Below are 22,472 nucleotides of genomic sequence, written 5' to 3' on the forward strand. Positions count from 1 at the left end.
TGTTTCACGCCTGTGGACCGAGGGCCAAGTTCACCCGTCGTCTCCGAGCACGTCGCGCACGCCCAGCCACGGGAACCATCCGCGGTGGAGGACGAGCCACGCGAGCAGCCCGTAGCCCTCCTGAGCCGGCAGTCGGTCGTGCGAGGACGCGAGCTCCCGCTGCCAGACCGGATGGCCGAGCAGGGGGGTGTAGGTGTCGACGTAGGGGATGCCGCGGCGTTTGGCGACATCGGAGAAGCTCGTATTCAGCTCGGCGATGGCCCGGTTGCGATCCGTTCCGTGATCGGGCGGAGGACCGATGACGAAGGCCGAGACCTTCCGCGCCAGCGCCTCGTCGAGGACGTTGGCGACGTCGAGTCTGGCGCGGGCCACCGAGCGACCGGTATCGAGGTCGCCGGAGCCGAGTGCGAGCACGAGCCGATTGTCGGCACCGTCGGAGAAGCGCAGCGCCGCCTCCGACATCGCACGGGAATGGAGGCCTGCGGAATCCTCATGGCCGACGGCCAGAGGGTAGACCCGCATGCCCGGCAGACTCGGCAGGGTCCGTGCGGTCACCCTGCCGACCCATCCGAGACCGCGGCCATCGCCGTGGCCGGCGACCAAGGGGCCGCCGACCACGGCGATCGTCGTCGAGGTCTCGGAGCTCACCGCTGCAGCACCCTGCCGACGACCTCTTCCTGCTGGAGCTCGTGGACGTGCTTGAGTCCCGTCGCCGTCGACGCCGAAGCGGGTCGGGCGACGAGGGTGAGGTCACGACCGCCGAGGAGCGGGGTGAGGTTGAGGGCCATGAACGGCCACGCGCCCTGGTTCTCAGGCTCCTCCTGCGCCCAGACGAGCTTGGCATCGGCCGGGTACCGGTCGAGGATCGCGGTGATCGCGTCCTCGTCGAGTGGGTAGAGCTGCTCGACGCGCACGAGAGCGGTCGTGTCGTCACCGTTCTTCTCGCGCTGGGCGAGCAGCTCCCAGTAGAGCTTGCCGGAGACGAGGACGACCTTCTCGACCTTCGAGGGATCGATGCTCGGGTCGTCGATGACGGCTTCGAACTTCCCGGAGGTGAAGTCCTCCGGCGAGTTCGCCGCCGCCTTGAGGCGCAGCATCGACTTCGGGGTGAAGACGATGAGCGGGCGCTTGTTCGGGGTCAGCGCGTGCCGGCGCAGCAGGTGGAAGTACGAGGCGCCGCTGGAGGGGAACGCGACGGTCATGTTCGACTCCGCGCACAGCTGCAGGTAGCGCTCGATGCGCGCCGAGGAGTGGTCGGGTCCCTGTCCCTCGTACCCGTGGGGCAGGAGCATGACGACACCGGAGTTCTGCTGCCACTTCTGCTCGGACGAGGAGACGAACTCGTCGATGACCGACTGGGCGCCCTGCGCGAAGTCGCCGAACTGCGCCTCCCACGCCACGAGGGCGTCCTTGCGCTCGACGGAGTAGCCGTACTCGAAGCCGACGGCCGCGTACTCGCTCAGCAGCGAGTCGTAGACGTAGAACCGCGCCTGGTCGTCGCTGATGTTCTGCAGAGGCGTCCACTCGTTGTCGTTGACGGAGTCGATGAGCACCGAGTGGCGCTGGACGAAGGTGCCGCGGCGCGAATCCTGCCCGGCCAGCCGCACCGGGATGCCCTCGATGAGCAGCGAGCCGAAGGCGAGCAGCTCCGCGAAGCCCCAGTCGATGCCGCCGTGCATGGCCATCTCCCGGCGCTTCTCGAGCAGCGCGCGCAGCTTCTTGTGCACCGTGAAGCCCTCGGGCACGTCGACGAATGCGTCGCCGATGCGCTTCAGGGTCTCGGGGCTGATCGCCGTCGAGACGTCGTTGAGGGCCTCGATGTCGCTCGGTCGGTGCGGGGCGTTGAACGCGCTGCCCTTGCCCGACCCGGATTCGGCGGCCTTCGTCTCGGCGAACGCGGACTCCAGTTTCGACTGGTAGTCCTTGAGCGCCTCGGCGGCCTCCTCATCCGTGATGCACTTCCTGCCGACGAGGGACTCAGTGTAGAGCTTGCGCACCGACCCCTTCTTCTCGATGAGGGAGTACATGAGCGGCTGGGTCATCGACGGGTCGTCGCCCTCGTTGTGTCCGCGACGGCGGTAGGAGACGAGGTCGATGACGACGTCGCGATTGAATTCCTGGCGGTACTCGAACGCGAGACGGGCCGCCCGGACGACGGCTTCGGGGTCATCGCCGTTGACGTGGAGGATCGGGGCGTTGATCGACTTCGCGATGTCGGTGCAGTAGAACGACGAACGCGCCGAGGCGGGCGGAGTCGTGAACCCGACCTGGTTGTTGATGATGATGTGGATCGTCCCGCCGGTGCGGTAGCCGCGCAGCTCGGAGAGGTTGAGCGTCTCGGCGACGACACCCTGACCCGCGAACGCGGCGTCACCGTGGACGAGGACGGGAAGCACGGAGAAGCCTGCCTCACCCTGGTCGATGACGTCCTGCTTCGCGCGCACGATGCCCTCGAGGACGGGATCGACCGTCTCGAGGTGGCTGGGGTTCGCTGCGACGTAGACGTTCGTCGAGTTGCCCGAGGGCGAGGTGAACGAGCCCTGCGTGCCGAGGTGGTACTTGACGTCGCCGGAGCCCTGGACGCTGTCGGGAGACATGGTGCCATCGAACTCCCGGAACATCTGCGCATAGGACTTGCCCGCGATGTTCGTGAGCACGTTGAGGCGACCGCGGTGGGCCATGCCGATCGCAACCTCTTCGAGTCCGGCGTCTGCGGACTGGTTGAGGACCTCGTCGAGGAGGACGATGGCCGACTCGCTGCCCTCGAGGCTGAAGCGCTTCTGTCCGATGTACTTCGTCTGCAGGAACGTCTCGAACGCCTCGGCGGCATTGAGACGGCCGAGGATGTGCCCCTGCTCGGCGCGGGTGAGCTCCTGGTGGGGGACCTCGATCTTCGCCTGGAACCAGCGGCGCTGGAGCGGATCGGCGATGTGCATGTACTCGAAGCCGATGGTCCGGCAGTAGCTCTCCCGGAGCAGACCGAGGATGTTGCGGAAGGGCATCATCGGCTTCGCGCCGAAACCGCCGGTGGGGAACTCGCGTTCGAGGTCCCAGAGGGTCAGTCCGTGCTGGTTGATGTCGAGGTCGGGATGCGAACGCTGGCGGTAGACGAGCGGATCGATGTTGGCCATGAGGTGGCCGCGCGTCCGGTAGGCGTCGATGAGTTCGATGACACGGGCGGTCTTGTTGACGTCGTCCTGGTCCTCGGCGGAGACGTCGGGAACCCAGCGCACGGGTTCGTAGGGCAGGCGCAGCGATTCGAAGACGTCGTCGTAGAAGCCGTCCTCACCGAGCAGGTAGCCGTGGACGAGCTTGAGGAACTCGCCCGAGCCCGCGCCCTGGATGACGCGGTGGTCGTAGGTCGAGGTGAGCGTGAGCACCTTAGAGACGGCGAGGTCGTTGATCGTGCGCTGGCTCGCGCCCTGGAACTCGGCCGGGTAGTCGAGCGCACCGACTCCGATGATCGCGCCCTGCCCCTTGGTCAGGCGGGGGATCGAGTGGACGGTGCCGATGCCGCCGGGGTTCGTCAGCGACACCGTCGTGCCGGCGAAGTCGTCAGCGGTGAGCTTGCCCTTGCGGGCCTTGTCGACGAGGCCGTCGTAGGCGTCGACGAACTGCCGGAAGGTCAGCGTCTCGGCCTTCTTGACGTTGGGCACGAGCAGTGAGCGGGTGCCGTCCTTCTTCGGGACGTCGATGGCGAGGCCGAAGTTGACGTGCGCCGGCGAGACCATCGCGGGCTTGCCGTCGCGGACGTCGTAGGAGACGTTCATCGACGGGAAGTTCTTCAGGGCGCGGATGACGGCGAAGCCGATGAGGTGGGTGAACGAGACCTTGCCGCCGCGGGTGCGCTTGAGGTGCGAGTTGATGACGATGCGGTTGTCGATGAGCGCCTTCGCCGGCAGGGCGCGCACCGAGGTCGCCGTCGGCATCTCGAGCGACTCGTCCATGTTCTTGGCGATGAGCTTGGCGGGTCCGCGCAGAGGGGTGACGGTCTCCTCCGGGGCTGGCTTCGGCTCGACGTCCTTCGTCGTCACCTTCGGCACCGACTTCGACTCCGCCTTGAGCGTCTCCGTCTCGGCCGAGGACGGGGAGACGCCGCGCGAGGTCTCCTTCGCGGCCGGGACCGAATCCGGGCGAGCCGCGGTTCCCGCGTCCTCGGCCTGCGGTGACCCCTTCGCCTGGGGAGCCGACTTCGCCTCGGTCTTGCCCTGCGGCTCGTCGGCCGCCTTCTTCTGCGGGGCATCCCCACCGGATGCGGAATCCGCAGCCTTCGTCGTCTGCGCTCCGTCCGTCTTCTCGTACTGGTCGAAGAACGGCCACCAGGACTTGTCTACAGAGTTCTTGTCTGACTTGTACTGTTCGTACAGTTCCTCGACCAACCACTCGTTCGATCCGAAGTCGTCGACGGTGCGGTTCGGAGTATTGACGGACACGGCGCTGATCGCCTACTTCCTGTTCACGAATTGCTGCAATACGACACATACCAGCCTAACGCGATGTGCTCCGCTGTGTGCACATGGGGGACAATAGTGTCATGCGTTTCATTTCACACCAACCGGATCACGATCTCACGTATTCCGACGTGTTCCTTGTCCCCAACTCCTCGTCGCTGACCTCGCGCTTCGACGTCGACCTCACGACCACCGATCCGACAGGGTCCCCGACCCCCATCGTGGCCGCGAACATGACGGCCGTGTCCGGGCGACGGATGGCGGAGACGATGGCCCGCCGAGGCGGCCTGGCAGTCCTGCCGCAGGACATCCCGCTCACCGCCGCCGAGGACACGATCCGCTGGGTGAAGAGCCGGGACCGGGTCTTCGAGTCGGCGCTTCGGTTCTCCGCCGAGGACACCGTCCTCTCCGCCCTCCACGTGCTCGGCAAGCGCGCCCACGGTCTCGGTGCCGTCGTCGACGATGCCGGTCGGCTCGTCGGGGTCATCGACGCCGCCGACCTGCGCGATGTCGATCGCTTCACCGCGGTGGGCGAACTCGTCCAGACCTCCCCGCAGGTCATCCGGGCCGACGAGATCGACTGGGAGGACCAGGAAGCCCTCGCACAGCTGTTCGAGACGATGAACGAGGCGCGCACCGCCTACGCCGCGGTCGTCGATGACGCGGGCGTCCTTCTCGGGGCGCTCACCCCGAAGTCGCTGCTGCGGTCGTCGATCTACACGCCGAACCTCGACGACGGGGGACGTCTCAAGATCGCCACGGCGATCGGCGTCAACGGCAACGCCGTCGAACGGGCGAGCGCGCTCGTGGAGGCCGGAGCCGACACTCTCGTCATCGACACCGCCCACGGCCACCAGGCGAAGATGCTCGACGTCCTCACGGCCGTCGCGGACGCCGACCTCGGTGTGCCCATCGTCGCCGGCAACGTCGTCACCGCCGACGGGGTCCGCGACCTCGTCTCGGCCGGGGCGCAGATCGTCAAGGTCGGCGTCGGTCCGGGAGCGATGTGCACGACGCGGATGATGACGGCGGTGGGACGCCCGCAGTTCTCGGCCGTGCGCGAATGCGCCGAAGCGGCCGCCGAGCTCGGTGCCCACGTCTGGGCCGACGGGGGAGTGCGCTACCCCCGTGACGTCGCGCTCGCACTCGCCGCCGGGGCCTCCCAGGTGATGATCGGCTCGTGGTTCGCCGGCACGCATGAATCCCCGGGCGACCTCCTCGTCGACGGCGAGGGGCGGAAGTACAAGGAGAGCTTCGGCATGGCCTCGGCGCGCGCGGTGGCCAACCGGACGCGCACTGAGTCGGCGTTCTCGCGCGCCCGCAAGGGACTGTTCGAGGAGGGCATCTCCTCGTCGACGATGTACATCGATCCGGCGTCCCCGGGCGTCGAGGACCTCCTCGACTCGATCACCTCCGGGGTGCGCAGCTCATTCACCTACGCCGGAGCCGCGGATCTCGAGGAATTCGCCGATCGGGCGAGCGTGGGCGTGCAGAGCACGGCGGGCTACGAAGAAGGTCGACCTGTGAGCGGAAGTTGGTAGGATCGTCGCATGCAGAGTGACAGTCCCCGCCGGCGGGAAGCCGGCGACCCAGACGATGACCCCCGACCCGTGAGGGTCAGCGGAGACATCGAGACTCTCACCCCGCCCCTGCATGAGGGGGCGCACCGCTGATGGAGTGGCTGTTCCTCGCCCTCGCCCTTCTGCTCATCGCCGGCACGGGCATCTTCGTCGCAGCGGAGTTCTCCCTCCTCACCCTCGACCGCCACACGGCCGACCGAGCCGTCGCCGACGGCGTCGTCGGGGCGAAGACGCTGCGGCAGTCGATGACGCACCTGTCCACGCAGCTCTCCGCCGCGCAGGTCGGCATCACGATCACCACTCTGCTCACGGGTTACCTCATGGAGCCGTCGCTGGGCAGACTGCTCTCCCCGGTCTTCGAGACCTGGGGACTGAGCCCGGGCCTGTCGGAGCCGCTCGCGCTCACCATCGCTCTCATCGTCTCGACGGTGCTGTCGATGATCTTCGGCGAACTCGTTCCGAAGAACCTCGCGATCGCAGTGCCCTTGGCCACCGGGCGCATCGCCGCGCCGATCCAGTACGCGTTCTCCGTCGTGCTCCGCCCGCTCATCGCCGCACTCAACGGCACGGCGAACAAGATCCTGCTCGCCATGGGGATCGAACCGCAGGAGGAGGGCTCTGTCGGGCGCTCCCCGGACGAGCTCACCTCGCTCGTGCGCCACTCCGCCGAGGAGGGCGTCCTCGACGAGCAGACCGCCGGTCTGCTCGAGCGCACCCTGAGCTTCTCCGAGCGCACCGCCGAGGACGTCATGACGCCGCGCACACGGATGTCCTCGGTGGTCAAGGACACCACCGCGCGGCAGATCATCGAGCAGGCGCGTGAGACCGGCTACTCCCGGTTCCCGGTCGCCGGCGAGGACAAGGACCACATCGTCGGCGTCGTCCACGTCAAACAGGCCTTCGCCGTTCCCGTGGCCAACCGCGATGACGCGTACGCGGGAGGGCTGATGACAGAGGTCACGGAGATCCCCGAGACGCTGCGCCTCGACCCGCTGCTCATGGAGCTGCGCGGCAAGGGCATGCAGCTGGCCGTCGTCGTCGACGAGTTCGGCGGCACCGCCGGTGTCGTCACCCTCGAGGACGTCGTCGAGGAACTCGTCGGAGAGGTCGCCGACGAGCACGACAGGATGAGGGTGGCCGCCCGGCCCGCCCGCGACGGCTCGTGGATCGTGCCCGGTCAGCTGCGCCCCGACGAGATCGAGACGACGATCGGGCTGACGATCCCGGAGGACCCCGACTACGAGACCGTCGCCGGCTTCGTCCTCAAGGAGCTCGGTCGGATCCCGGTGCCCGGAGACGAGGTGCGCACGCCCGACGCGCTCATCAGGGTCGAGCGCATGCACGGCCGGCGCATCGAACGCCTCCGGGTGGTGCTGCGCGCCACCGACCACGCACTCTACGAGCAGGAAGGCGGTGCGGCATGAGCGCTGACTGGTTCGGACTCGTCTGGCTCGTCGTCCTGCTGCTCGGCAACTCGTTCTTCGTCGCCGCCGAGTTCGCCATCGTCGCCGCCAAGCGCTCACAGGTCGAGCCCAAGGCCGCCGAGGGCTCCGCCGCCGCGCGCACGGCCCTCTATGCGATGGAGCACGTCTCGCTCATGCTCGCGATCTGCCAGCTCGGCATCACTGTGTGCTCGCTGCTGCTCGGCAACGTCTCTGAGCCGGCGATCCACCATCTGCTCTCCGGGCCACTCGAGGGCCTCGGCATCCCGGCGAGCCTCTCGTCGACGATCTCGTTCATCCTCTCCCTCGGCATCGTCACCTACCTCCATGTCGTCATCGGCGAGATGGTGCCGAAGAACATCGCCCTGGCCACCTCGGGGCGTGCCGTGATGCTGCTCGCTCCGCCGCTGGTGTTCCTCTCCCGCGTCTTCGGCTTCGTCATCCGACCGCTCAACGGACTCGCCAACGCCGTGCTCCGCCTCATCGGCATCGAACCCCGTGACGAGGTCAACGAGGCCTACACGATCGAGCAGGTCGAATCGATCGTCGCCGAGTCGAAGCGCGAGGGCCTGCTCAGCGACGACATCGGACTGCTCAAGGGAGCGCTCGAGTTCAGCGACAAGACCGCCGCCGACATCATGGTGCCGATGTCCGAACTCGTGACGATCAGCGAGAGCGTGACTCCCGACGAGCTCGTCACCCTCGTCGGCCGCACGGGATACTCGCGGTACTTCGTCGTCGACGATGACGGGTATCCGGAGAACTACCTCCACATCAAGGACGTCCTCTACGCCGATCGGGACACCGAGCCGGTGCCGGCGAAGCGGTTCCGCCCGCTCTTCACCGTGCGCGCCGACGACGAGGTCGAGGAGGCGCTCGCGCAGATGCAGAAGGTCGGCATCCACGTCGCCCGGGTCCTCTCGGCCGACGACGAGGTGCTCGGCGTCCTCTTCCTCGAGGACGTCCTCGAGGAGCTCGTCGGCGAGGTCCAGGACGCGATGCAGCGCGGTCGCGCGAACGGCTGAGGTGAGTTCGCCCACATTCGCACGCCCCAACGGTGATCCCGGTCTCCCGAACGGCGTGGCCTGTGTAACGGAATGTAACGATCGATGTGCGCCAGGTCACGGATCAGCGGTGCTCCAACACGCCTGCCCTGGGCGTTCTGCGAGGTCAGAGCCGAAACGTTGCAGAGACATGACTTTCTGTAACAATGCCGTTATAGTGTTGTGACATAAGCTTTTCGGCCGCCTGCCCGACCGCGGGCGTGCAGCACAGCAGACGACAGTTCGGAGTGATATGTCGAGTGACACCTCGACCGTGGAGGCGCCTGTGCGCCGACGCGATCTACGCAAGCAGCACGCCTCCTCGAGCGTTCCCTCTCTCCTCTCCCGGCGCACCGCCGACACGACCCCGCAGACGCGGGAATCCGCATCTCAGCCTCAGTCCCAGCCCCTCTCGCCCCGGCGAGCGGCGATGGCCGCTGAGGCTGCGGCGCAGGCGGGTTCGCCCAGGCGTGCGGCCCTGGCCGCCGAACGCGCCTCGGGAAGCGTCGCCGCCTTCGCGGGCAACCGCGGCTCCGACGGCTCCCTGCTCCGCTCCGTCCGCCGCAAGCGGGTGACCACCGCCTCGGCGCTGGCGACCGTCTCGGTCACCGGCACCGCGATCGCGGCCGTGATGATCGCCGGCAACATGGGCGGCCAGGAGGTCAAGGTCGATGAGACCGCGGCCGCGGCCCCGGCGCGTGCGATCAACGCGGAATCGGTCTCCGCGGACATTCCCGCGACCGACGAGAAGACGAGCATCGAGATCGGCGCTCCCAGCGCCAAGCAGAACAAGGCCGAGGCCGCGTCCCGTGCGATCGAGAAGTCGGTCCTGCCCGGCTGCTCCGGTGAGGCTCCGAAGGGCTCGCCCTCGAACGGCGAGCTGCCCGACGAATGGCTGTGCGGCATCGGCGTCGGCGACCACAAGCTGCGCTCGGACGCCGCTGTCGCCTTCGCCGAGATGAACGCCGCGTTCAAGAAGGACACCGGCAAGGACCTCGGCATCACGGACTCGTACCGTGACATGGCCGGGCAGATCTCGGTCGCGGCCCGCAAGCCGGGTTTCGCCGCCCGCCCGGGCACCTCCAACCACGGCTGGGGTCTCGCGCTCGACCTCGACACCTCGAACTACGACTGGCTCGCCGCCAACGCCGGCAAGTACGGCTGGGAGAACCCGGACTGGGCCAAGGCCAACTCGTACGAGCTGTGGCACTGGGAGTACGTGCCCGGCCGCAAAGGCATGAAGGGCTCCTGAGTCCCGACCCGCTGCGCCGTCCGACACGATCGGGCGGCGTTTTGGGTTCGGATCCCAGTCGGTGATAGCATGACATGCGTTGCCCGCGTAGCTCAGCGGATAGAGCGTCTGCCTCCGGAGCAGAAGGTCGTAGGTTCGAATCCTGTCGCGGGCACAGTGATCCGCCCATCTCCCACGTCGAGATGGGCGGTTCGTCTATCCCGCGCCGACCGCGATCACGAGGACAGTGATGTCGACTCCTTCCCCCGCGCCGAGCAGCTCTGACGAGGCGGTGCTGTGCGCTCGTCACCTGCGCAAGAGCTTCGGCCGCGACGAGACCGCGGTGACTGCGCTCGACGACATCAGCGTCGACTTCGACTCCGGGCGCTTCACCGCCATCATGGGCCCCTCCGGGTCGGGCAAGTCGACGTTCATGCATGTGCTCGCCGGCCTCGACCGCGTCGACTCGGGGGAGATCCTCATGCGCGGCGAGGACATCACCGGACTCGACGACCGGCAGCTGACCCAGCTGCGCCGCGACCGCGTCGGCTTCATCTTCCAGGCCTTCAACCTCGTCCCCACCCTCGATGCCGACCAGAACATCGATCTGCCGGTCTCGCTCGCCCGCGGCTCCGTCGACGAGGCGTGGAAGGCGGAGATCGTCGAGCGCCTCGGCATCGGCGACCGACTCCGGCACCGTCCCCACGAGCTCTCCGGCGGCCAGCAGCAGCGCGTCGCCGTCGCCCGTGCCCTGCTGACGAAGCCCGATGTCGTCTTCGCCGACGAGCCGACGGGCAACCTCGACTCCCTCTCCGGCGCCGAGGTGCTCGACCTCCTCCATGCCGCCGCTGCCCAGTACGGCCAGACGATCATCATGGTCACCCACGACCCCGTCGCCGCAGCCCACGCCGATCGGGTGGTGCTGCTCAAGGACGGTCGTGTGGGCGGTGAGATCGCCGACCCGACGACGGAGACAGTCGTCACCGCCCTGAGCGAGCTGAGCGCGCGATGATCTCCGTGGCCTTCGCCCAGATCCGCGCCCATTGGGCGCGGTTCGCAGCGATCGGTCTCGGCATCGCGCTCGCTGCGGGATTCGTCTCGGCCACCCTCATCTTCAACACCTCGCTGCAGGAGAGCCTGCGGGAGGGGATCGGACAGTCGTTCTCCCGGGCCGGAGTCGTCGTCATGCCCGTCACCGGAGCCGCGATCGACCCGCCTGAGGTCGCCGCGGTGACGGAGTCGCTGGCGGGGGTGCCCGGAGTGAGCGCGGTCGAGGTCACCGCCAGCGCCGTCGCCTCGGCGCGTGGCGGCGGAATCGCCGACACCGACTTCGCCGTCACCCCCGCGCCGGGAGATCCCCGCCTCGACACGTTCTCCGTCGTCGAGGGATCCCGTCCGCAGGAGCCCACGGACGTCGTCGTCGACACGGCGACGGCTGCCGACCTCGGCGTCGGTGTCGGAGACACCCTGCGGTTCACCACGGCGACCGCCCGGATCGACACCGACACCGATTCGATGCCCGTCTACCGCGGACCGCGGCATTCGGCCACGGACTTCACCGTCGTCGGCATCGCGGAGATGGGCGACGACCCCACCTTCGTCGGCATGCCCCGGGCCCTGACGACGGGGGCGAGTTACCGCGAGCACTTCGCCCGCTCCGGTGACGTCGCCGCCATCCAGCTCGGTCTGTCCTCCGATGCCGACCCGGAAACGGTGCGCTCTGCGATCGAGACCCGCATCGCCGATTCCGTCCTCCGCGACAGGATGGAGACGATGACCGTCGACGAGGCGGTCGACCGCCGGGTCGCGGAGTTCTCCGAGGGCAGCGACTTCATCGCATGGATGCTGCTCGGCTGTGCGGGCATCTCCGTCCTCGTCGCCGTCCTCGTCGTCTCGAACACGTTCTCGGTCATCGTCGCCGGTCGTCGCCGCGAACTCGCCCTGCTCCGCTGCATCGGCGCCTCCCGCCGACAGCTCTACGGCTCGGTCCTCGTCGAAGGCGTCTTCGTCGGACTCCTCGGCTCGCTCCTCGGGGTCATCGCCGGGATCGGGGTGAGCGCCCTGCTCGTTGCCGTCGCCACCCGGGTCTGGAAGGACGAGTTCGCCTACGTCTCGCTCACGGTGCCGGCCTGGACGCTGCTGGCCGGCGTCGTCGTCGGCGTCCTCCTCACCGTGGCGGCGACGATCCGGCCGGCACGCAGCGCGATCGCGGTGACCCCGCTCGAGGCCCTGCAGCCCTTCGACGTCCCCAGCGCTCCGACCTCGCAGTCGCGGGCGCGCGTCCTCTCCGGGTGGGGGAGCATCGTCATCGGCACCCTCGCCGTCGTCCTCGCTCTCGTCTTCGCCGTCGACTCGCCCGTCTGGATCCTCGTCGGCGCCCTCGGCGGCATCCTCGTCGTCGTCGGACTCGTCCTCGGCTCAGGCCAGATCATCCCGCCCGTGGTCTCGTGGATCGGCGACCTCGTCGTCACCCCGTGGGGTCTGCCGGGCCAACTGGCCACGCTCAACACGCTGCGCAACCGCCGCCGTACCGGATCGACGGCCGCGGCGCTGGTCATCGGCGTCACGCTCGTCTCCACTCTCGTCGTCGGCGGCATGTCGACGAAGGCGACGTTCGGGGCGGGCCTCGAACAGCACTTCCCCGTCGACGTCGCCGTCAGCCTCGGCACCGCCGCCGATCAGGACGTCATCGAGGAGATCCGCGACATCGACGGCGTCGCCACGGCGGTGCTCGCGTACCACGGGTCGGTCGTCGACGACGATGCCGAGCTCTACATCGTCGATCCGAGCTCGCTCTCGGCCCTCCTCGGCGAGCAGGCGCCTCCGGTGGTCGCCGGGCGGGTGACGGTGCCTGAGAACTACCCGGGGCAGTCGGTGCAGGTGCAGGGGCTGACGACGGCGACGCTGCCGGTCGAGAAGTCGGGGGAGTCGAGCCGGGCCTACTTCACGACCGCTGACGTCGGCAACAGGATCGGCATCTCCGCGGCGTCGACGGCTGTGCTCATCACCCTGGCCCCCGACCAGAGCGGCTCCGACGTCCTGCGCATCCGGCAGCAGGTCGCCGAGGCACTCGACGTCGCCACCGACGAGGTCATCGGTTCGGCGGTCGAACGCGGGCTCTTCGCCCAGGTCATCGACGTGCTCCTCCTCACGGCCGTCGGCGTCCTCCTCATCGCCGTCCTCATCGCCCTCATCGGGGTCTCGAACACGATCAGCCTCTCGGTCATCGAACGCCGACGGGAGAACTCGCTGCTGCGCGCCCTCGGCCTCAGCCTCGCGCAGCTGCGCGCTCTGCTCGCCTTCGAAGCGGTCCTCATCTCCGTCGTCGCCGCGCTCATCGGGCTCGGCCTCGGCGGCGCCCTGGGCATCGTCGCGACCCGACTCATCACCGTCGACTTCTCATCGGCATTCGTCGTCGACTGGTCGATCCCCGCCTCGCTCGGCATCCTCGCCGTCGCCGTCATCGCCGGGATCCTCTCGGCGCTGGCCCCGGCCCGTCGCGCCGCACGGCTGTCCCCGGTCGAAGGGCTCAAGCAGGAGACCTGACCCTGCCGGTAGCCGGGCACGGCCTCAGTGGTAGAAAGGCACACATGAGACCAGCGTGGACGTCGGGGATCATCCTCACCGGTATCGTCGTCGCCGCATTCAACCTTCGGCCCGGTGTCACCGGACTGTCCCCGCTGCTCGAGACGATGGGCGGCGAGATCCGCCTCGGCGGGACGTTCCTCGCCGTCATCGGGATGCTCCCGCCGCTGCTCTACGGGCTCTGCGGGTTCCTCGCCCCGCGCCTCATCACCCGCTTCTCCGCGATGACGATGACCGTGGCGGCGATGGCCATGATCACCCTCGGACTCGGGGTCCGCGCCCTCGTCTCCGACCCCGGCCTCTTCTTCGCCCTCAGCGTCCTCGCGCTGGCGGGCATGGGGCTGGGCAACGTCGTCGTGCCCCCGATCGTCAAGGCGTACTTCCCGGACCGGGTCGCGTTCGTCTCCACCGTCCACGTCGGTCTCCTCCAGCTCGGGACCTTCGTGCCCCCGCTCGTCGCCGTCCCGCTCGCCCGCGAACTCGGCTGGCGCGGCTCGCTGCTCGTCTGGGTCGCCTGCGCCGGCCTCGCAGTCGCCGTGTGGGGTGTCATCGCCGCGTGCCGTCCCGCCCCGCAGACCGAGGTGAGAGCCGCATCCGTGGGCGGCCGGGAGCTGCGCCGGCTGCTCTCGACCCCGCGGGCCTGGGCGCTGATGACGATGACGGGCATGACCTCGTTCAACAACTTCATCCTCTTCACGTGGCTGCCTCCGCTGCTCACCCGCGCAGGCTTCGACTCCGCGTTCGCCGGAGCCATGCTCGCCCTCGTCACCGCGATCCCGCTCGTCCTCGGCTTCGTCCTCCCGGCAATGGCCGCCAGGCTGCGCTCCTCGGCCGCGATCGTCGTCGCCTTCTGCCTCAGCCTCGCCGCAGGCTACCTCGGCCTCTGGCTCGCCCCGCAGGCGGCCCCGGTGCTGTGGACCGTGCTGCTCGGCATCGGCATCTCCACGTTCCCGCTCGCGCTCACCCTCATCACCCTGCGCTCGCGCGGCCCCGAGGCTTCGGCGGCGCTGTCCGGATTCGTCCAGGGCGGCGGCTACCTGCTCGCCGCGACGGGTCCCCTGCTCTTCGGCCTCCTGGTGGGAGCCGGAGGGAGTCTGTGGCCCGCCTTCGTCCTCGTCCTCGCCTCCGTCGGGATCAAACTCGCCGTCACCGTCCCCGCCACCCGGGCCGGCCATATCTGAGCCGGGCGATTCGGTGCGCGGATCGCGTGCCGAGTACGCTTGACGGGTGACTCCGGAACAGCTGCGCACCGTCCTCGCCGAGGCGGCGGCCGACACCGCCCGGACTGCGCATCCGGTCGATGGTGCGGTGCTGCGTCGTGCCGACGGCAGAACCCCCGGTCACTGGCATTCGAACCTTGCCCTGCGCACCGCGGCTCGCCTCGACGGAGCCGACGCCCATGACGTCGCCGAGCAGTTCGCCGAGGCGCTTCGCCGCCATCCCGACATCGCCGCGGTGACCGTGTCGGGTCCGGGCTTCCTCGGCATCGAGGTGACCGCGGCGAGCCTCCTCGCCGCCGTCTGCGCGATCATCGCCGAGCAGATCGACGATGCGGACCCGGGCGCTGACGCAGTCCCCGCCGCTGACGCACACACATCCGCCGACGACGGGGATCCGGCACCCGAGGTCCCCGACGGTCCGGCCCGCGCCCTCGACGACGATCCCGTCCACCTCATCCGCCGCAGCCACGCCCACGGCCGCCGACTGCTCCGCAATGCAGCCGCCGCCGGAGTCCCCGGCGGATGCCCGCGCACGGCCGCCAAGGGCGACGTCCGAGTGGGGGAGGCCCGACCGGACTCAGCCGAGATCGTCGGCGCCGAGACCCTCGACACCGCCGAGCGGAGCCTGCTCGTCCACGTCACCGAGGCGGCAGACACCCTCGCGCGCACGCGGGACCCGGCAGCGCTGACCGCAACGCTCGCCGACCTCGCCCACGCCTACCTCGACTGGGCGGCGAGCCACACGCTCGTCCCCACTCTCGACGCCGACATCACCGCCGTCCACGCCGCCCGGGCCGTGCTCGTCGATGCTGTGACCACCGTCCTCGCCCGAGGACTGAGACTGCTGGGCGTGCGCGCCCCGGAGAGGATGTAGATGCCCGCTCACATCGCAGGCCCCCTGCACGCGACGCCCGCCCCCGTGTGGCTGCCCTATCCCGACGACGTCAACGCCGTCATGCCGAGCCTGTGGTCGGACAACGTCGCCAAGGACTCAGACGGCGTCCTCACCGTCGCCGGTCACCCCGTGACCGACCTCGCCGAACGCTTCGGCACGCCGACATTCGTCTTCGACGTCGACGACTTCGTCTCCCGCGCAGAGCTCTTCCGTCAGGCGTACTCGGCCGCATTCGCCCCGGAGCACGGGCTCGCCGGCGCCGACGTCTTCTACGCGGGCAAGGCGTTCCTTTGCACGGCAGTGGCCCGGTGGGTGCACGAGGCCGGACTGGGACTCGACACGTGCTCGCTCGGAGAGATGATGATCGCCCGCGCCGCCGGAGTCCCCGGGGCGAGCGTGGGCCTGCACGGGAACAACAAGTCCGTCGCCGAACTCGAGTACGCCCTCGACTACGGGGTGGGACGGATCATCGTCGACAGCCTCGACGAGATCGACCGTCTCGAGACCATCGCCGCGGCCAAGGGCGTCGTCGCGCCGGTGATGCTGCGCGTCACCGTCGGCGTCGAAGCCCATACCCACGACTTCATCGCCACCGCCCACGAGGACCAGAAGTTCGGCCTCTCCGTGTCCGCGGGCAAGGCGAGCGCCGCCGCCGCGCGCGTCGTCGACTCCGCCCACCTGCGCCTCGACGGGCTCCACTCGCACATCGGCTCCCAGATCTTCGACATCTCCGGCTTCCAGGTCGCCGCCGCCCGCGTGCTCGCCCTGCGCGCCGAGATCATGGCCACCCACGGCGTCGACCTCCCCGAGGTCGACCTCGGCGGCGGCTTCGGGATCCGCTACACCTCGCAGGACACGCCGATCCCCGTCGCCGAGATGGCCTCCGAACTCGCCGCCGTCGTCGCCAAGGAGTGCCGCGGACTGGGCACGAACGTCCCGCGGATCTCGATCGAGCCGGGCCGGGCGATCGTCTCGCCCGCGGTGTTCACGCTCTACCGCGTCGGCACCGTCAAGGAGGTCGTCACCGACGAAGGTGTGCGCACCTACGTCGCCGTCGACGGCGGGATGAGCGACAACATTCGGACAGCTCTCTACGACGCCGACTATTCGTGTACCTTGGCCAATCGGAACTCGCCCGCCGCTCCCGTCGTCGTCCGCGTCGTCGGCATGCACTGCGAGTCCGGCGACGTCATCGTCCGTGACGAGTACATGGGCGGTGACGTGGCACCCGGCGACCTCCTCGCCGTTCCCGGCACCGGTGCCTACTGTCGGTCACTGTCGAGCAATTACAATCATGTCACTCGGCCGGGGGTGCTCGCCGTGACACGGGATAGGGTGGAGTGGATCGTCACCCCGGAGACGTACTCGCAGCTCTTCGCGAGCGACCCGGGGATGGCGGACCCGACCACCGACGGGAAGAATCCTGATCCGGCAGAGCGCTGAGATCACCTGCGAACCACCGAGAACCACTGAGAACAGAGAGTGAGCCATGCAGCCTTTGAAAGTCGCCATGCTCGGATGCGGAGTCGTCGGCTCGGAAGTCGCCGCCCGACTCCAGTCGCGGGCTGAGGCGCTCGAGGAGCGCATCGGCGCTCCGCTCGTGCTCACCGCGGTCGTCGTCCGCGACCCGGACAAGGAGCGGCCCGGTGTCGATGCGAGCGTGCTCACCACCGACGCCGAGGCGGCGATCGACGGTGCGGACATCGTCATCGAGCTCATGGGCGGCATCGAGCCCGCGAAGACGCTCATCACCCGTGCACTCGCCCAGGGCTCGTCCGTCGTCACCGCGAACAAGGCGCTGCTCGCCGCCGCCTACGGCGAACTCATGGCCGCCGCCGACGACTCCGAGGTCCGCCTCGAGCACGAAGCGGCCGTGGCCGGAGCGATCCCGATCATCCGCCCCGTCGGCGACTCGCTCGCGGGAGACCGGATCGATCGGATCATGGGCATCGTCAACGGCACGACGAACTACATCCTCGACCAGATGGACTCGCAGGGCTGGGATTTCGACGCAGCCCTGGCCTCGGCGCAGGAGCTCGGATACGCCGAAGCCGACCCGACAGCGGACATCGGCGGTCACGATGCCGCTGCCAAGGCCGCGATCCTCTCCTCCCTCGCCTTCCACGCACCGGTGACGATCGACGACGTCCACGTCGAGGGCATCACCGGCATCACCGCGGAGATGGTCGAGACGGCGAAGGACCAGGGCTTCGTCATCAAGCTGCTCGCCGTGTGCGAACGCGTCACGGACTCACCGGCCGGTGCGGGACTCTCCGCGCGGGTCTACCCGGCGCTGCTGCCGCGCACCCACCCGCTCGCCTCCGTCCACGGAGCGTTCAACGCCGTGTTCGTCGAGGCCGAGGCCGCAGGGTCGCTGATGTTCTACGGCCAGGGGGCCGGGGGAGCCCCGACCGCCTCGGCGGTGCTCGGCGACGTCGTCTCCGTCGCCCGGCGCAAGGTGCTCGGCGGGCGCGGACAGTACGAACGCCCCTTCCACCCCGAACGCAGGGTGCTGCCGATCTCGGCCATCACCACCCGCTACCACATCACCCTCGACGTCGTCGACCGTCCCGGCGTGCTCGCCGCGGTCTCCGAGGTCTTCGCCGACGAGGGTGCGTCGATCGAGCTCATGCGCCAGACCATCGGCGAGGTCGACGACGAGGGGATCCAGCACGCGAAGCTCGTGCTGGCCACCCATGAGAACACCGACGCTGCGCTCTCACGCACGGTCGACCGCCTCGGCGACCTCGACGTGGTGCGCGCAGTCGCCTCCGTCATCCGGGCGGAGGGCCAGTGAGCGAGACGAAGGACCAGACCCCCGTGACGAACAGCCAGTACCCCCGCCACCAGTGGCAGGGCGTCATCGACGAATACCGCAGCCTGCTCGACATCGCCGCCGACATCCCGTCTGTCAACCTCGGAGAGGGCGGAACTCCGCTCATCCGCGCGGAGAAGCTCAGTGCGATGACCGGCGCCGAGGTGTGGGTCAAGTACGAAGGCCTCAACCCGACCGGATCGTTCAAGGACCGCGGGATGACGATGGCGATCACGAAGGCGAAGGCGCACGGGGCGAAGGCCGTGATCTGCGCGTCGACGGGCAACACCTCCGCCTCGGCTGCCGCGTACGCGACGAAGGCGGGCCTCACGTGCGCCGTGCTCGTGCCCGCGGGCAGGATCGCGCCGGGGAAGATGAGCCAGGCCGTCGCCCACGGGGCGACGCTGCTCGAGGTCGACGGGAACTTCGACGACTGCCTCACCCTGTGCCGGAAGCTCTCCGAGTCCTACCCCGTCCACCTCGTCAACTCCGTCAACCCCGACCGCATCGAGGGCCAGAAGACGGCGTCCTTCGAGGTCGTCGACGTCCTCGGCGACGCCCCCGACATCCACGTCCTGCCCGTCGGCAACGCCGGCAACATCACCGCGTACTGGAAGGGCTACCACCAGTACCACGGGATCGGCGTCTCGACGCGCCTGCCGCAGATGTGGGGCTTCCAGGCCGCCGGAGCGGCCCCGCTCGTCGTCGGCCACCCCGTGACCGACCCGGACACGATCGCCACGGCGATCCGCATCGGCAACCCCGCCAGCTGGGAACGGGCGATCGAGGCCCGCGACGCCTCGGGCGGACTCATCGACTCGGTCACCGATGAGGAGATCCTCGCCGCGCACAAGGTCCTCTCGCGTGAGGAGGGGATCTTCGTCGAACCCGGGTCGGCCGCCTCGGTGGCGGGTCTGCTCAAGATGTCGGAGGCGGGCAGGGTCCCGGCCGGTGCACGGATCGCCGTCACCGTCACCGGCCACGGTCTCAAGGACCCGAGCTGGGCGCTGCACACCGCTGACGGGTCGGAGATCGAACCGGTGCGCGTGCCGGTCGACGCCGTCAGCGCCGCCCGCGCACTCGGGCTCGAGGACGAGTGATCCGGCGTCTGCGGATCGAGGTGCCGGCGACCTCGGCGAACCTCGGCCCCGGCTACGACTCGTTCGGCCTCGCCCTCGGCCTCGTCGACACCCTCGAACTCACCGTCCACGACGCCCCGGTCGATCCGACCGCCGTCGTCACGATCACCGGGGAGAGCGCCGCCGAGCTGCCCCGGGACGGTTCCCATCTCATCGTCTCAGTCCTCCGCGAGGTGCTCGCTGAGATCGCCCCGGACGCCCACGCGGAGCTGCTGCCGAGGATCACGCTCGAATGCACCAACCGGATCCCGCATTCTAGGGGACTGGGGTCCTCGGCAGCGGCCGTGGTCGCGGGCATCGCCCTGGCCGGCAGGCTCGGCGAGGCGGCCGGAGGGCGGGGGCTGACCCCGGAGGAGATCCTCGAGCGCGCCGCCGTGATCGAGGGGCATCCCGACAACGCGGCACCGGCGATCTTCGGGGGGCTGACGATCTCCCTCTCGGATCCCGCGCGGGCATGGAACGTCCCCGTGCGCACGCTGTCTGCGGTCACAGTTCTCGTGCCCGAGGAGCGGCTGGACACGCTCACCGCCCGCGGCGCCATCCCCGCGGTCGTCGACCATGCCGTCGCCGCGGAGAACGCTGCGCGCACGGGCCTGCTCGTCCATGCGCTCACCGAGGACCGGGACGCCCTGTTCGACGCGACCGCCGATCGCCTCCACCAGGAGGCCCGCCGATCGGCCTACCCGGGCTCGATGGACCTCGTCGACGCCCTGCGCTCCCGCGGGATCCCCGCGGTGATCTCCGGAGCCGGGCCGACCGTGCTCGCGCTCACCGAATCCGTTCCCGCCGAGGCGGTCCCGCCCGGCGTGCGCATCCTCACCGTCGACATCGATGAGGAGGGCTGCCGCATCGCCGACGTCGTGTGAGACACGACACAGAACTCGCGTGAGACGGGATTCGCAACATCGGCTCGCTGCGGGTACACTGAACGGTGTTCCTCCGATGAGCGGACTTCCGTGGCAGTCGCCGCGGACTCCACATCGATTCTTCTGGAACATCTCCTGCTCAGTCTTTAGCAGGACGACTTTCACAATGCACCGTCAAGGGTGTTTCCGTCGCCGTGGGACTACGGCTCTTGCCGCACGGCCGAATGAGGGAGAAGGACCTTCGTGTCTGAAACCACAACCCCGGATTCCACACCGCGCACCGGCAGTCTGACCGCTCTGCGCCTTCCCCAGCTGCAGGAGATGGCAGCCGGAATGGGAATCAAAGGATACCGTCGACTTCGCAAGGGCGAACTCATCGACGCCATCAACAACCAGGGCGGCTCGAACGCGCCCGCCGCCGACTCGGCTCCGGCCGTGACCACCGAGGACGCCAAGCGCTCCCGCCGTCCCGCGCGCCGCAGCGCCGCCTCCGCCTCTCGCGCGGATCAGCAGACCGAGGACGCGCAGTCCGCCGAGGCGACCGCCCCCGAGGCCCGCACCGAGACCGAGACCCAGGCGCCCGAGGGCGACGAGCAGGGTCAGGACCGCCAGCGCAGCCGCCGGAGCCGTTCGCGCTCCCGCGGCGGTGACGCCGAGGCCGAGACGCAGTCCGCCGAGGCGCGTGACGATTCCGCTGAGCGCGGAAACCGTCGGGGCCGCCGCGGTGACGACGACCGCCGCGGCGACGACCGCAAGGGCGACCGCGACAACGACCGCCGGGACAACGACCGCCGCGGCGAGGACCGCAAGGGAGACCGTGACAACGACCGCAAGGGCGATCGGGGCGGCAATGACCGTCGCGGCCGTCAGGGCGAGGGCGATGACCGCAGCGACGACCGCGGCAATCGCAACGACCGTCGCGACAACGACCGGCGCGACAACGACCGTCGCAACCGCGACGATGACGAGCGCGGTGGCCGCCGCGGTCGCGGACGGGATCGCAAGCGCCGCGGACGCGGCGGCGACGAGCCGGAGATCCGCAGCGACGACGTCCTCATCCCCGTCGGCGGCATCCTCGACGTCCACGACAACTACGCCTTCCTCCGCACCTCGGGCTACCTGCCCGGGCCCAACGACGTCTACGTCTCGGCCTCGATGGTGCGCAAGAACGGTCTGCGCAAGGGCGACGCCGTCGCCGGCGCGATCCGTCAGCCGCGGGAGAACGAGCGCGGGGGCAAGCGTGAGAAGTTCGACGCCCTCGTCCGTCTCGACTCGGTCAACGGACTGAGCGTCGACGATGCGAAGGGCCGCGTCGAGTTCTCGAAGCTCACGCCCCTCTACCCGCAGGAGCGTCTGCGCCTCGAGACCACCTCGAAGCTCCAGTCGACGCGCCTCATCGATCTCGTCACGCCGATCGGCAAGGGCCAGCGCGGCCTCATCGTCGCCCCGCCCAAGGCCGGCAAGACGACGATCATGCAGCAGGTCGCCAACGCGATCACGGAGAACAATCCGGAAGTCCACCTCATGGTCGTCCTCGTCGACGAACGCCCCGAAGAGGTCACGGACATGCAGCGCGCCGTCAAGGGCGAGGTCATCGCCTCGACCTTCGACCGTCCCGCCGACGACCACACGACGATCGCCGAACTCGCCATCGAGCGCGCCAAGCGCCTCGTCGAGATGGGCTCCGACGTCGTCGTCCTCCTCGACAACATCACGCGCCTGGGCCGGGCGTACAACATCGCGCAGCCGGCGTCGGGCCGCATCCTCTCCGGTGGTGTCGACGCGAACGCGCTCTACCCGCCGAAGAAGTTCTTCGGTGCCGCCCGCAACATCGAGGGCGGCGGCTCCCTGACGATCCTCGCCACCGCGCTCGTCGAGACGGGTTCGAAGATGGACGAGGTGATCTTCGAGGAGTTCAAGGGCACCGGAAACATGGAGCTGCGTCTGTCCCGCCAGCTCGCGGACAAGCGCATCTTCCCGGCCGTCGACGTCAATGCCTCGTCGACGCGTCGCGAGGAGATGCTCATGACGCCGGAGGAGACCAAGGTGATGTGGCGCCTGCGCCGCCTCCTCTCGGGTCTCGAGCAGCAGCAGGCCGTCGAACTCCTCATGTCCAAGCTCAAGGAGACCGGCTCGAACGCCGAGTTCCTCATGCAGGTGCAGAAGACGACGCCGCTGCCGAAGTCCTCGACCGACGAACACTGA

General features: G+C 69.2%; 15 protein-coding genes and 1 tRNA gene. 14 read left to right on the plus strand and 2 right to left on the minus strand.

Annotated elements, in window-relative coordinates; translation table 11 throughout:
* Nucleotides 1-30: 30 nt before the first annotated feature.
* Together ACQ1RG_RS11875 and ACQ1RG_RS11880 are read right to left on the minus strand one after the other, a co-directional pair.
* On the minus strand, nucleotides 31-648 hold the full coding sequence (locus tag ACQ1RG_RS11875) for a GDSL-type esterase/lipase family protein (protein ID WP_009375263.1): 618 nt from the start codon (nucleotides 646-648) through the stop codon (nucleotides 31-33).
* A complete protein-coding gene (locus tag ACQ1RG_RS11880) occupies nucleotides 645-4,433 on the minus strand; it encodes a multifunctional oxoglutarate decarboxylase/oxoglutarate dehydrogenase thiamine pyrophosphate-binding subunit/dihydrolipoyllysine-residue succinyltransferase subunit (protein WP_009375265.1) in 3,789 nt (1,262 codons plus the stop codon). Before ACQ1RG_RS11880 ends, ACQ1RG_RS11875 begins: the two co-directional genes overlap by 4 nt.
* 101 nt (nucleotides 4,434-4,534) lie before the next feature.
* Between ACQ1RG_RS11880 and ACQ1RG_RS11885 the strand changes: the two genes are divergently transcribed.
* The 14 genes from ACQ1RG_RS11885 (at nucleotide 4,535) to rho (ending at nucleotide 22,472) form a co-directional block, all read left to right on the plus strand.
* On the plus strand, nucleotides 4,535-5,992 hold the full coding sequence (locus ACQ1RG_RS11885) for a GuaB1 family IMP dehydrogenase-related protein (protein ID WP_009375267.1): 1,458 nt from the start codon (nucleotides 4,535-4,537) through the stop codon (nucleotides 5,990-5,992).
* A gap of 131 nt (nucleotides 5,993-6,123) precedes the next feature.
* Complete coding sequence (locus ACQ1RG_RS11890; RefSeq protein WP_009375269.1) at nucleotides 6,124-7,455, plus strand: hemolysin family protein; 1,332 nt, start codon at nucleotides 6,124-6,126, stop codon at nucleotides 7,453-7,455.
* Nucleotides 7,452-8,498 (plus strand): hemolysin family protein, encoded by a 1,047-nt coding sequence (locus tag ACQ1RG_RS11895; RefSeq protein WP_009375271.1) that lies wholly within the window; start codon nucleotides 7,452-7,454, stop codon nucleotides 8,496-8,498. Before ACQ1RG_RS11890 ends, ACQ1RG_RS11895 begins: the two co-directional genes overlap by 4 nt.
* A 271-nt stretch (nucleotides 8,499-8,769) precedes the next feature.
* The gene (locus tag ACQ1RG_RS11900; protein WP_040340968.1) at nucleotides 8,770-9,768 is read left to right on the plus strand and encodes a M15 family metallopeptidase; all 999 of its coding nucleotides are present in this window, start codon (nucleotides 8,770-8,772) and stop codon (nucleotides 9,766-9,768) included.
* Between the two features lie 81 nt (nucleotides 9,769-9,849).
* Nucleotides 9,850-9,922, plus strand: a tRNA-Arg gene (locus ACQ1RG_RS11905).
* A gap of 75 nt (nucleotides 9,923-9,997) precedes the next feature.
* Complete coding sequence (locus tag ACQ1RG_RS11910; RefSeq protein WP_009375275.1) at nucleotides 9,998-10,759, plus strand: ABC transporter ATP-binding protein; 762 nt, start codon at nucleotides 9,998-10,000, stop codon at nucleotides 10,757-10,759.
* A complete protein-coding gene (locus ACQ1RG_RS11915) occupies nucleotides 10,756-13,293 on the plus strand; it encodes an FtsX-like permease family protein (protein WP_009375277.1) in 2,538 nt (845 codons plus the stop codon). Before ACQ1RG_RS11910 ends, ACQ1RG_RS11915 begins: the two co-directional genes overlap by 4 nt.
* Before the next feature lie 44 nt (nucleotides 13,294-13,337).
* Nucleotides 13,338-14,513: an MFS transporter gene (locus tag ACQ1RG_RS11920; RefSeq protein ID WP_009375279.1), complete on the plus strand. Its 1,176-nt coding sequence runs from the start codon at nucleotides 13,338-13,340 to the stop codon at nucleotides 14,511-14,513.
* Nucleotides 14,514-14,559: 46 nt separating this feature from the next.
* Nucleotides 14,560-15,426 carry a DALR anticodon-binding domain-containing protein gene (locus ACQ1RG_RS11925; RefSeq protein WP_009375281.1) on the plus strand — a complete coding sequence of 289 codons (867 nt, stop codon included), beginning with the start codon at nucleotides 14,560-14,562 and terminating at the stop codon, nucleotides 15,424-15,426.
* On the plus strand, nucleotides 15,427-16,890 hold the full coding sequence (gene lysA / locus ACQ1RG_RS11930; RefSeq protein ID WP_009375282.1) for a diaminopimelate decarboxylase: 1,464 nt from the start codon (nucleotides 15,427-15,429) through the stop codon (nucleotides 16,888-16,890).
* Nucleotides 16,891-16,936: 46 nt separating this feature from the next.
* Complete coding sequence (locus ACQ1RG_RS11935; protein WP_040340970.1) at nucleotides 16,937-18,244, plus strand: homoserine dehydrogenase; 1,308 nt, start codon at nucleotides 16,937-16,939, stop codon at nucleotides 18,242-18,244.
* Entirely contained in the window at nucleotides 18,241-19,362 is a 1,122-nt protein-coding gene (thrC, locus tag ACQ1RG_RS11940; RefSeq protein WP_430600143.1) for a threonine synthase, read from the plus strand. Before ACQ1RG_RS11935 ends, thrC begins: the two co-directional genes overlap by 4 nt.
* The gene (gene thrB / locus ACQ1RG_RS11945) at nucleotides 19,359-20,267 is read left to right on the plus strand and encodes a homoserine kinase (RefSeq protein ID WP_009375286.1); all 909 of its coding nucleotides are present in this window, start codon (nucleotides 19,359-19,361) and stop codon (nucleotides 20,265-20,267) included. The genes thrC and thrB overlap by 4 nt, the downstream gene beginning before the upstream one ends.
* A 243-nt stretch (nucleotides 20,268-20,510) precedes the next feature.
* On the plus strand, nucleotides 20,511-22,472 hold the full coding sequence (rho, locus tag ACQ1RG_RS11950) for a transcription termination factor Rho (protein WP_040340972.1): 1,962 nt from the start codon (nucleotides 20,511-20,513) through the stop codon (nucleotides 22,470-22,472).

Source organism: Brevibacterium sp. K72, assembly GCF_050562175.1.
Taxonomy (GTDB): domain Bacteria; phylum Actinomycetota; class Actinomycetes; order Actinomycetales; family Brevibacteriaceae; genus Brevibacterium; species Brevibacterium casei.